The following is a 12,015-nucleotide window of genomic DNA, read 5'->3' as shown; positions in this document are numbered from 1 at the left end:
GTTTGAATTCTTTTTAAGTAATGATAAAAATCTAAGAAATGATTTGATTTTGATGGTGTTATAAATATTGGACACTTTGTATATAAACATTTTAGAAAGGAACATAGTCAAAAATTCGCTCAATCCTTTTGTATTAATAAATGTACTGTAGGAGAAAAAATTAAAAGTATTGGCAAACCATTAACATAAAAAGAAGGTACTAAATGTACCTTCTTTTTAACGTTACTAAAAGAATAAATTAAGTGCAATCTGTTAATTCCTTAAGACAATAAAAAAGGAAAGTCAGGATCAAGTCTCACCTGCTTTCCCTTTCTTTTCCTTAAATCTGCATTTTATATTTGAGCTTCTCTTAATTGTTGCTCGACTTGAGCTAAATCTTCTTCTTGTTTGGCTAAAAACTCATCATCTAAATCTGTCGCAAGACCTTTCATTTTTTCAAGCTGAGCTCTAGCTTCATGTATCGCTTCAGTTGCGTCGGTTAATTGTTGTTGATCCATACTCATTGTTGCGTAACCTACAATTTTTTGAGCAGCTTGAACTTTCATTTCTACTTGTTCAAAATTATTAAAGTTTGACATAAACAACCTCCTTATTTCACTTTGTAGTATTCCCAAATTAAGTAAGAAATATATGTAGAAAAGCAGGAAGGGGCAGGAAGAACAGTTAAAAGAAGGGTGGTCAGAAAAGGTTAGGAAAAAGTAGGTATATAGGAATTACAAAAAGGTTTTAGACTTTTTTTATAGGGCTAAATAAAAATCTAAAAAGCTTCATAATAAAAATAGGATACAAAACAAAAAAAAGGACTGAAAAAATTCAGTCCTTTATGTAGTCAAGTTTTTAATTAGATCTTTACTACGTTAGCAGCTTGAGGTCCACGGTTACCTTCAACGATGTCGAAAGAAACTTCAGCACCTTCTTCTAAAGATTTGAATCCTTCAGTTTGGATAGCTGAGAAGTGTACGAATACGTCGTCTCCGCCTTCAACTTCGATGAATCCGAAACCTTTTTCATTGTTGAACCATTTAACTTTTCCTTGCATATTTCTTATCCTCCTAAAACGTTGCACATAGATGCGCGAAAGAATTATTCATTTATTAAATTTATTATAATAAATGTTGAAATTACTATACAACTATTAAGAATATAAGTCAAGTAAGCGCTTATAAACTAAATAAACAATTAATAGACACAAATAATTCAAATATAAAAAAAACAAAAAAATATATTTGTGAAATAATTCACAAATTAAAAATCTCATGCTATACTCCAGCTATAGTAGTTGATACACCAACTACTACAACACAATACTGTAAGCATTTTAGAAAGAGATGGAGAGATGAAAATGTTACATTGTGAATGGATTGATTTTCAAATTGAAAATGACTTAATTACAGAAGAAAAATTTGAAGAAATGATGAATGATACTTTTCAAGCGATGATGGTTGATGAAAACAATTTTCCTCAATATATATGGACTGCAAACTACGTTATAATCGTAACAAAGCGAATTAAAGTTCTAGAAGAAGTAGAATTTGTCCGCATACCAAGAAATCCAGCGTGTGAATAATTGAATTTAAACGAAAAACAAGCAGGGAAAAGAGAAGATAGCTTCTCTTTTTTCTGCTCTTCTACATGTCCAACACATTCATACTTTCTAATTTACATACCCCTCTTGTATTTCTTGCTTTTACTTTATCCCTGCTTTTAATATAATATTTATATATCAAAAAGTTCATATAGAAAAATTAGAACAAATTGCGAGGAAGAAAATGAAATTAATTATTGCCGAAAAGCCTGACCAAGGATTAAAGCTAGCTGCACCTTTTCAATTTCAAAAGAAAAAGGGCTTTTTAATTATTCAGCCAAATGAATTTTTTCCAAAAGGTGCATATTTAACATGGGCAATTGGGCATTTATGTGAGTTATTATCACCGGAAGAATATGATGAAAGATGGAAAAAGTGGTCTTTGAATTCTTTACCAATTATACCGAATCGTTTTCAACATAAAGTAGCAAAAGGAAAGTGGGACCAATTTTCGATTATTAAAAATTTAGTCCATTTAGATGAAGTAAATGAAATCATAATAGCAGGTGACTGCGAACGAGAAGGAGAACATATTGTTCGCCTTATTTTAAATTTAGCCGGAAATCGAAAACCTATGAAAAGACTTTGGATTTCTTCGTTAACAGAAAATGCTGTTAGAAAAGGATTTAGTCAATTATTGGATGAAAGTGAGACGAAGAATTTATTTTTTGAGGCTTATAGTCGAGCATGTGCGGATTGGTTAGTTGGAATGAATGCCTCTAGAGTCTATTCTTTACATTTACAAAAAAAAGGAATTCAAGATGTTTTTTCTCTTGGAAGGGTACAAACTCCTACTTTAGCATTAATTGTTAAAAGAGAGTTAGAGATTGAAAGGTTTAAATCAGAACCTTATTGGGAGGTACAAGCTACATTCCAATTTGAGAAGCAAAAGTTTTTTGGAAAATGGCATAAAGAAAATGATTCTAAGATTACAACAAAAGAATTAGCAGAAAAGATTGTACTTTTTTGTGAAAATAAAAATGCGCAAGTTTCAGATATAGAGCAAGAGCGAAAAGAGTTTCAACCACCTTTTTTATATAATTTATCTGCATTACAAGCTGATGCAAATGCAAAGTATAAATTTTCACCACAAAAAACTTTAGAAATTGCTCAAAAACTATATGTAAAAGGAAATATTTCATATCCACGTTCGGATTCTAGCTTTATTACGAAAGAGGAAGCAAATATGCTTCCAGAAATCTTAAAAAAGCTTGAAAAAATAGAACAGTTTTCACAATTCTTTCCTCTACCAAATCCGTCAATTTTAAATAATAGTCGATTTGTGAATGAGAAAAAAGTAACTGATCACTATGCGATCATTCCGACAGAGCAAGTTCCAAATGTTAGTAAAATGAATGATGAAGAATTGAAAATATATGAATTAATTGTGAATAGATTAATAAGCGCTCACTACCAAAGTTCTATTTTTGATTATACAACAATCCATACAATTGTAGATGGACGTGCAACCTTTATTTCTAAAGGGAAAACGATGGTTCAAGAAGGTTGGCGTAAAGTCATTTTCGAAAAAACGAAGGAAAAAAATAATGAAGAACAGATCTTACCTAAGGTTGAAACAAATCAGGAAGGTTCCGTTAAAAAGGTCGAAGTAAAAGAAAAGAAGACACAAGCTCCTAAACGATATACTGAAGGTCAATTAATAACACTCATGAAGTCAGCAGGAAAACATATTGATGATCCGGAGTTAACAAAAATATTAAATAAAACAGAAGGTTTGGGTACAGAAGCAACTAGGGCGGGAATTATTGGTACGTTGAAAAATAGAAAATATATCGATGTTAAAAAGAATCAAGTTTTTGCAAATGACAAAGGTAAGTTAATTATTTATGCACTAGGGGAAAATATTTTAACATCTCCTGAGATGACTGCTAAATGGGAGCAGCGTCTAAGTGAAATTGGAGATGGAAAAGCAAGTAGTCTTGATTTTATGGAACAAGCAAAAAAATTAACAGAAAAAATAATACAAGATGCCGATCAAAATGAGAAGCAATGGGATTTTTCAGAGTTCCGAATTGAAGAAATGCAAAATACCAAGTTTGGGCCAAAGAAAAAATCAACTAGTATTGGAAAATGTATTAAATGTGATGGTAAATTGGTTGATAAAGGATCATTCTATGGGTGTGATCAATTTCAAAAAACTAAATGTAATGTTACCATCTCCAAAAAGATATTAGGGAAAACAATTACAAAAACAATAATGAAGCAATTATTAAGTGGTGAAACGACAGATGTTATCAAAGGGTTTACAAAGGATAATAACGAATTTGAAGCTTCTTTAAAATTTAATGAAGAAGGTAAGATTATGTTCATCCAAAATTCAATTAAATAAAAAAATCCTAATGAAATTTTATTACTCCATTCGCTTATTCATTGCATATAATTATATACAATGTTAATAGGGGGATTGAAGTGAAGGAATTCTATAGTAACGAACAGGTTTATCTATCAGATGGGATGGTTCCTTCCGTTTATTCATTATGTATAGATTGTGAACGAAAAATTGTACATGTGCTAGATTTAGCTCGGATTGGTACACGTCCGGTAATTGTATCATTTTCGAATAAATTTGCAGAATATATTTTTGAACGATTAAATAACATAAAGCCTGGAAGTTATTTAGATTATAAATACTTGATTTATTCTACAGAGGGTATTGTATCAATTTGGATAAATAACCAATTAATACAATTACCAAATTTAGATCATTGTAAACAAGAATATGTTCATATTATGAAAGAAAGAAAAAAATACTGGCCAAAATATATGGATTTGTACAATCGAAAATAAAAAAGGGTTACTCTTTTGAAATATTGAAAGAGTAACCCTTTTTTGATCCCTTCGGCCAGTAAATCCTTATTCCTGTTCTTTCCTGTCTTTTTTTGTTAAACTATCTGCATAACTTAAATTAGAAGGTGACCCGATGATTTGTTTTTTAGAAAATACCTTTCAAATCAAGCTAGAAAAAAACGAAAAAGGTGAATATCCGGTTATTGTAACTGAAAACGGAATTTTTAGTGAAATGAATCTAAAAAATAAACCAAGTACATTTGTTAAGTTTGTAATTAATGAATATGAAGAGTTAACAATCGATTGGTATATTGACAATGAAAATCGATTTTCTGTAAAAAGCTTACAGATTCATCAAATGATTTTAATAAATGATGATGATGAAAGCTCAATTCAATTTGTATTAGAACGTTGGCAAAGTAGAATGTTTAAGATTCAATGGAACCCTAAGCTACATATTGAATTTGGTTTATATTATGAAATTTGTGATGATTGTGATTAAGTAGATTTTTTCGGTTTTATTAAGGTTAGAATCACAATAAAACTTATCCATCCAATCAAAGGATAAAGGAATGTTAATAACGGTCCATATCCAATTATGCTTATAAATAAGCAGACAAATAATATCAAAACAACTAGTAGATTTAGATTAAATGGAATAAATGATTTTATTTGTCTAGACATACCATAAATATTTCCAACAAGTGTAGTAAAAATTTCTGCTAAAATGACCATTAAGAAAAAATAATAAAATAGCGGATGAACTTTTTTGATGACTTCTACCATTGGAATTTCATATTTTTGAAAATTACTAACTTCTGAAACATTTAAGTGAATTAATAATAATATCGTACCTAAAATTAAACCGCCTAAGACGCCGCCATATAAAATAGATGATTTTTCCTTACATTCAGAACCAATTGGAACTAAAACAGCTTGGGCCAATGCCATATTTAAGCAGACATATGTAATAGGTTTAGTAAAAACGGAAAAATTTAACGTATTAATAGAAGGAAGGATATTATTGACCGTAACTTCCTTCATTGTAAAAGGTAAATGTGAATTAATAAACACTGCTACAATAAAAGCACACATTATGGGGACTACGGTATTATTAAGGCTAAATAAACCACTTGTCCCTTTTCTTAATACCATAAAAGTCAAAATGATGAATAGTAACGAACCTAAAAATGAATTGAAATGTAAATAATTATGAAAGACAGCCCCAGCCCCAGATAACATTACACTTGTAACGCCTAGTAAAACAAAGAATAAAAGACCGTTAATTAGATTGCCTCCGAGTTCTCCAAATAAAAGCACATTAAATTGTTGAGCAGAATTTAACTTATATGTATGTGCAATTGTCATAATTTTTGTGCCAAACCAACAAAATAAGATCGTTGCAAATAAAATTCCAAAAGCACCATATACCCCGTTTACAGAGAAGAACTCTACAATTTCCTTTCCCGTTGCAAAACCGGCTCCAATTACTGTTCCAACATAAGTAAAAGCAATGTTACGAACTTCTTTATTCAAGTTGAATTTCATAGGAAGTCCTCCTAAATGTAGTACTAAATTGTATGATACATATTCGTAAATTAGACATGCTATAACTTTAAATGTTTAGAAATGCTGGTCTATATGTCCACAAATTAGGCGGTGTAGTTCAAAAAATCCATTTTACGAGTATTTTTATTTATGTTAAAGTTTATCTGTTAGGGGGGACGGACAACATGAATATACTCAAATGGAATTTTAATATGAAAGTAAGGCTTGTTGCTGAGTTTTTCTTTGGTTTATTCTTTTGGATGTATTTACCATTTCTAGCAATCTATTTTGCTGAAGAATTAGGTAAAGTGACAGCAGGGGTTTTATTAATGTGTTCACAAGCTGTCGGAGTAATTGCAAATCTAATAGGTGGGTATTTAGCAGATACGTACGGAAGAAAAAAAATGATGGTTATTTCAGCTTTTATTCAAGCTGGTGGAATGATTTTATTAACAATAGCTAATTCGCCTATTTTAAACTCGCCGTGGCTAACTTTTTTTGGTTTTGCTATCATAAGCGTTACTGGAATGCTATATAACCCGGCTAGTTCGGCGATGGTTGCAGATACTGTTGAAGATAAGGAAGAAAGAAATTTAGTTTTCGCCGTTTTTTATACGATGATAAATATAAATGTTGTGATCGGACCAATTATTGGAGGAATTCTATTTTTTAAGGCAAGGTTTCTATTATTTGCAACTTCATCATTTATCTTTTTAATAGTAGCATTTATGATATTACTATTAATAAAGGAATCATTACCAGATTCGATAAAACAAGAAAAAGAAGCTTCAATTACGAAAGTCTTTATTAAACAAGTAAAAAATTATCAAGTTATTTTTACAGATAAAGTTTTTTTCTTATTTGTTGCAGCTGGTATATTAATCTCTCAAACATTTACACAATTAGATTTATTATTGGCTGTCTATATAAAAGAGAGCATTCCTGTACAGACATTAATTAGTTTAGGGGATTTTACATTAAAAACAAATAGTGAAACTTTATTTAGTTGGACAATTGCTGAAAATGGATTGATTGTTGCATTATTTACTGTTTTAATTACGAAATTTGCTAATAAGTTTAATGAAAGATTTTTATTTTTCGCATCATCTGTTTGTTATGCATTTTCTATGCTTTTATTTGGTTTCACCGTATCAGCCTATGTAATTTTTATTGCGATGGCATTATTTACATTAGGAGAGATCTTAGTTGTAGGAAATCAAAATTCATTTATTGCAAAGATTGCACCTGAAAGTCAAAGAGGACAGTACTTTGCAGCAGCTGGATTAAGATGGTCATTTGGAAGGACAATTGCTCCATTAACGATTCCACTTGCTGGATTAATTGGATATAAATGGACATTTGCAATTATTTCTTTCTTAGCTTTAATTGGTGCTTATTTATTTGAATTAATGTTTAAGGAAATAAAGAAAAAACCTGAAGCAATTTCAAATAATGTTAAAGCAGTATAAAAGAAATTAAAATAAAAAGCACCTCAATTATTAGTTACAACTAACAATTGAGGTGCTTTTTTACTAAAAACTCGACATCGTTTCAAATTTTAGCCTCTTTTTTCGCCAATCGGCGAGTTATCTTTAGCGGTTATTTAAAGTTTTATCAAGAGTATCAATATTTTCTTGCATTAAAGCGAAATAATCTTTATGATTTTTTAAATCATCCTCAGAAATAGTAGCTAAGTGATTGAGTCTTAAAATCTCAGCATGTGTTTCATCTCTAACTACTGTAGCCACTTTTGGAGTTGCGAAAGTTTCAAACAATATATACTTAACATTGTGTTCTTTAACAAAATCAACGACTTTCTTTAAGTCCTTTTGTGATGGTTCTTGTGTAGGCGATAGACCTGTTATTGGAATTTGTTTAATTCCATAATGTTGTTCCCAATATCCATATGCAGCATGGGAAACTACAATATCCTTACGTTGCGAGTGTGAGATTAAATGACTAAACTCGCTATCAAGTTTATCAAATTGGCCATCAATTTTATCATAATTTGATTCAAAATATTGTTTGTTTTTAGGCATTAACTTAACTAACTCATTTTTAATATTTTCTGCCTCAATTTTTGCTCGAGTTGGATCTAACCACACATGTGGATCCACATCATGATGTTCTTCATTGTCATGAACTTCTTCTTCATTTGATTTTATTAAATCTACATTTTTAGTAGCTTCTAAAATAGCAACATGATTATTTTCTAAGGTATCTTTTATTTTATCTGCAAAAGGTTCCATACCAGCCCCATTATAAACAAATAAGTCTGAATTTGCGATTTTAACAATTTGTTTTGAAGTAGGTTCAAAATCATGCGAATCAACACCAGTAGGATAAATAGAATGTACTTCAACATACTTTCCACCAATTTTTTCAGCAAAATCTTGAAGAGGAAAGATGGTAGTATAAATCACAAGTTTATTTTTATTTTTTGGACTCTGATTACTTTCTTTATTGCAAGCAGATAGGATTGCCCCTGTTAATAGCAAAGTAGTAACTGCTAGTTTTTTAAATTTCATGTTTAAACTCTCCCTAAATATTATGATTCTTTTAGTATTTTGTAATGTGGGTATAATTAATCGAAAAAAAAGTTAAAATTTTTTCATTAATTCGTAATCATTCCTTTTTAAGTTTTAAAAAAATATGTAAGATATTTTTAATACCGTACACTAGTTAAATTATAAAATCTATAGTTGAAAACTAGGTTAAAAACATTCAAAGCGTAATAAATACGATTTAACACTTTGCAATTATAAATCAGGAATTATGAATGTGCAAGAAAAAAGCTATTTAAACTTAAAAAAAACTCGATTAATAAAGAAGGGTGTACCATTAGCGAGCATAATGTAACGGAAATCAAACTTCTTTTTTAAGATAGCCATAAAAAAAAGTATGTTTGATGAAATGAATTTAATCCATCAAAACATACTTTTTAGGTTATTTAATAATGAAGTTTTAAGACTTTCTTTTTAAACGGAATTTTTTAGGTTTTTGATTTTCATTTCCTGATTGTTTCTTTTTACTTTTAAAAAATTGAAAGAAAATAAAGAAAATGTATAGAGGAATTGCAATATAAATAAAGAATGGCCATTGCACTTTTTTAGCGGACCAAACAAGGTAAAGTGCATATCCTAAAAAAATCGTAATAATCGTTCCATATTTCGGAATCGGTATATCTTTAAAACTAGGAATTTTAATTTTACTTACCATGAGAAAGGCTAATGCAACGAAAACAGTTATGATCACGATTTGAGGAATACGATCTCCAAATAACGTTAAAAATGCAACAAATCCACCTGCTGCTGTAATTGGTACACCAGTAAAATATTTTAAAGATGTTGAAATAGGTGTCACATTAAATCGTGCCAATCGATAAGCACCAAATAATGGGAATAAACCTGCGATCCCTAGACCAAGGATGCCTTCACTAGAAAACTGTGTACAAAAAATTAAATAGGAAGGAGCAACTCCAAACGTTACAATATCAGCTAACGAATCCAATTCTTTACCTAATTGTGATTGTACACCTAAAACTCTAGCCACACGACCATCCATACTATCTAACATCATTCCGATTAAGATAAGTATTGCTGCATTTCGTACTTCTCCATTGGCAGCAAAACCAATCGATAGAAATCCACAATATAAATTACCTAATGTAAATAGGTTTGGGATACTTTTTCTTATCATACATTCACTTCCTAAAATTGATATAAAAAATTATGTTGTATAAATACAATAAGATATATTATAACCCAAAATTTAGTAAGAATGGAAACGAATAATTAAGTTCAAAAAATGTTAGATAAAAATGACTCGAACTTGTGTAAAAATCATCTTATCCTTTTCAAAAGGCTCTAAATTATAGATGTTTTACAAAAGGAGATGCCTCTATAAGAATTCATAGATTTTAAAGTATAGATATAAATAGAGATTTGATTGGAGTGGAAGGTGGGAGACTCCTATGGGAGTAGCGGAAAGGCTGAGACCAATTAAGAGCAGGAAAGGCAGGAAAACATAAAGGACAAGGATTATATAGAGGAAATCAATAAAATTCTCTATAGCTTTTTATATCTTTTACTTTATCCTGCATTTCCTTGTTCCTGCTTTTAAGAAAGCGAGCATCCACGGAAATCAACATTTTTTTCTACAGAACCTTTTCAAAAAAATATGTGAATAGCATTACATACTAATTGTACTACACTAAAAATAGGAAAAATTATGAAAAATGAACTATGATTTTACGAATTCTTAATAAAAAATAAATTAAATATTAAAAAAATGCTTTTTTTTCTGAAAATTTTGTAGTATATTGAAAAAGTAATAAGTGACTATTCAGAAAAATAAGTAAATAAGGAATGGAATGGTCACTAAAATATGGAGGTGCTCTATGAAGCGTAGATTAGCAACAACTGTTTCAAGCTTATTAGTACTTAGTACAGTACTAGCAGCTTGTGGCAAAGACTCAGAAACGACGGCAACTAAACCACAGAAAGATAAGAAGCAAACATTAAGATTAACTACAACTACTGAGATTCCTTCTATGGATTCTGCAAAAACTACGGATTCAATGTCATTTGAAGTTTTAAACAACGTAAATGAAGGGCTACTTCGTTTAGGACAAGGTGATGAAGTAGTAGACGGAATTGCGAAGAAAGATGAAACTGAAATTAGTAAAGATGGTCTAACATATACATTCCACTTACGTGATGCAAAATGGTCAAATGGCGAGCCTGTAACTGCAAATGATTTCGTTTATGCTTGGCAACGTGCAGTTGATCCTAAAACTGCATCTGAATATTCATTCATTTTATACTATGTGAAAAATGCTGAGCAAATTTTCAATGGTAAAATGCCTAAAGATCAACTTGGAGTTAAAGCGCTTGACGATAAAACTTTACAAGTTACTTTAGAACAAGCTACACCTTATTTCTTACAATTAACTACTTTTGGTACATATTTACCTGAAAACCAAAAATGGGTTGAGTCTAAAGGTGATCAATACGGACTAGAAGCTAATACACAATTATACGATGGTCCATTTACATTAAGTGAGTGGAAACATGAGCAAAGCTTTACTTTAACGAAAAACGAAAACTACTGGGATAAAGATTCAGTTAAATTATCTGAAATTAAATACAATGTAGTTAAGGATACATCTGCTGCTGTTAACTTATATGAAAACGGAGATATCGATAAAGTAATGTTAGATTCTGAATTCGTTGATAAATATAAAAACGATCCAGATTACAAAACTCAGTTAGATGCTCGTTTAGTATTCTTCCGTTTTAATGAGAAACTACCAATCTTTAAAAATGCTAACGCACGTAAAGCTTTTGATTTAGCTTATGATAAATCAGCTATCACATCTGCAATCTTAAATGATGGTTCTAAGCCAGCTTACTGGTTAGTACCTTCTGAGTGGGTAAAAGGCCCGGATTCAAAAGACTTCCGTGATCATAACGGAGACTTCAATAAGTATAATGTTCAAGAAGCTCAAAAATTATGGGCTCAAGCTAAGAAGGAATTAGGTAAAGACAAATTTGAATTAAAAATGATTTCTTATGATGATACTACAAGAAAGAAAGCTGCTGAGTACATTGCTGGAGAACTTATGAAGAACCTACCAGGTTTAAAAATTACTGTTGCTCCACAACCATTTGAAATTAAACTTGATTTAGAGAAAAAATTAGATTATGACTTCTCATTCTCAGGTTGGGGACCGGATTATCCAGATCCAATGACATTTATTGATATGTTCTTATCAAACAGCCCATTCAATGAAATGGCATATAACAACCCTAAATATGATGAGTTAGTAAACGCAGCTAAGAAAGAAGCAGATCCACAAAAACGTTGGGATGACATGGTACAAGCTGAAAAACTTATCATGGATGAAGCTGGTATCTCTCCAATCTATCAACGCGGTCGTGCATATCTACAAAGAGATTCAGTTAAAGGAATTATCGCACATAAATTTGGTGGAGATTTCTCTTACAAATGGGCTACTAACAAAAAATAATATTTTAGGAAAGAGAAGGGCGATCCCTTCTCTTTTTTAAAGA

General features: G+C 30.5%; 11 protein-coding genes and 1 pseudogene. 7 read left to right on the top strand and 5 right to left on the bottom strand.

Annotation, left to right across the window (positions count from 1 at the left end; translation table 11 throughout):
* Nucleotides 1-75: 75 nt before the first annotated feature.
* Nucleotides 76-189, top strand: a pseudogene (locus tag B7R67_RS16875) (zinc-finger domain-containing protein); the annotation flags it as partial.
* Between the two features lie 143 nt (nucleotides 190-332).
* On the opposite strand, the gene B7R67_RS16870 reads toward B7R67_RS16875, so the two are convergent.
* On the bottom strand, nucleotides 333-578 hold the full coding sequence (locus B7R67_RS16870; RefSeq protein ID WP_088072156.1) for a DUF2564 family protein: 246 nt from the start codon (nucleotides 576-578) through the stop codon (nucleotides 333-335).
* 263 nt (nucleotides 579-841) lie between these two features.
* Nucleotides 842-1,039, bottom strand: a complete 198-nt coding sequence (cspD, locus tag B7R67_RS16865) for a cold-shock protein CspD (RefSeq protein ID WP_088072155.1) — start codon at nucleotides 1,037-1,039, stop codon at nucleotides 842-844.
* A gap of 303 nt (nucleotides 1,040-1,342) precedes the next feature.
* On the opposite strand from cspD, the gene B7R67_RS16860 reads away from it, so the two are divergent.
* From B7R67_RS16860 to B7R67_RS16845, 4 genes are all read left to right on the top strand, one after another.
* Nucleotides 1,343-1,567, top strand: coding sequence for a hypothetical protein (locus B7R67_RS16860; protein WP_088072154.1), 225 nt, complete (start codon nucleotides 1,343-1,345; stop codon nucleotides 1,565-1,567).
* Between the two features lie 202 nt (nucleotides 1,568-1,769).
* Complete coding sequence (locus B7R67_RS16855) at nucleotides 1,770-3,935, top strand: DNA topoisomerase III (RefSeq protein WP_088072153.1); 2,166 nt, start codon at nucleotides 1,770-1,772, stop codon at nucleotides 3,933-3,935.
* Between the two features lie 80 nt (nucleotides 3,936-4,015).
* A complete protein-coding gene (locus tag B7R67_RS16850; protein ID WP_088072152.1) occupies nucleotides 4,016-4,393 on the top strand; it encodes a hypothetical protein in 378 nt (125 codons plus the stop codon).
* 133 nt (nucleotides 4,394-4,526) lie between these two features.
* Nucleotides 4,527-4,895 carry a DUF3979 family protein gene (locus B7R67_RS16845; protein ID WP_088072151.1) on the top strand — a complete coding sequence of 123 codons (369 nt, stop codon included), beginning with the start codon at nucleotides 4,527-4,529 and terminating at the stop codon, nucleotides 4,893-4,895.
* On the opposite strand, the gene B7R67_RS16840 is transcribed toward B7R67_RS16845, so the two are convergent.
* Nucleotides 4,892-5,941 carry a YkvI family membrane protein gene (locus tag B7R67_RS16840; RefSeq protein ID WP_088072150.1) on the bottom strand — a complete coding sequence of 350 codons (1,050 nt, stop codon included), beginning with the start codon at nucleotides 5,939-5,941 and terminating at the stop codon, nucleotides 4,892-4,894. The genes B7R67_RS16845 and B7R67_RS16840 overlap by 4 nt on opposite strands.
* Before the next feature lie 185 nt (nucleotides 5,942-6,126).
* Here B7R67_RS16840 and B7R67_RS16835 point away from each other — a divergent pair, with 185 nt between their 5' ends.
* The gene (locus tag B7R67_RS16835) at nucleotides 6,127-7,410 is read left to right on the top strand and encodes an MDR family MFS transporter (protein ID WP_088072149.1); all 1,284 of its coding nucleotides are present in this window, start codon (nucleotides 6,127-6,129) and stop codon (nucleotides 7,408-7,410) included.
* 123 nt (nucleotides 7,411-7,533) lie between these two features.
* On the opposite strand, the gene B7R67_RS16830 is transcribed toward B7R67_RS16835, so the two are convergent.
* Nucleotides 7,534-8,469, bottom strand: coding sequence for a metal ABC transporter substrate-binding protein (locus tag B7R67_RS16830; RefSeq protein WP_088072148.1), 936 nt, complete (start codon nucleotides 8,467-8,469; stop codon nucleotides 7,534-7,536).
* A 436-nt stretch (nucleotides 8,470-8,905) separates the two neighbouring features.
* Nucleotides 8,906-9,640, bottom strand: a complete 735-nt coding sequence (gene pssA, locus B7R67_RS16825) for a CDP-diacylglycerol--serine O-phosphatidyltransferase (RefSeq protein WP_088072147.1) — start codon at nucleotides 9,638-9,640, stop codon at nucleotides 8,906-8,908.
* A 700-nt stretch (nucleotides 9,641-10,340) separates the two neighbouring features.
* Between pssA and B7R67_RS16820 the strand changes: the two genes are divergently transcribed.
* Entirely contained in the window at nucleotides 10,341-11,972 is a 1,632-nt protein-coding gene (locus B7R67_RS16820; RefSeq protein ID WP_088072146.1) for a peptide ABC transporter substrate-binding protein, read from the top strand.
* The last annotated feature ends 43 nt before the right edge of the window (nucleotides 11,973-12,015 follow it).

The organism is Gottfriedia luciferensis, assembly GCF_002156865.1.
Lineage (GTDB): Bacteria > Bacillota > Bacilli > Bacillales > Bacillaceae_G > Gottfriedia > Gottfriedia luciferensis.
The sequence above is the reverse complement of the archived record's forward strand: the minus strand, read 5'-3'. Positions and strand labels throughout refer to the sequence as shown.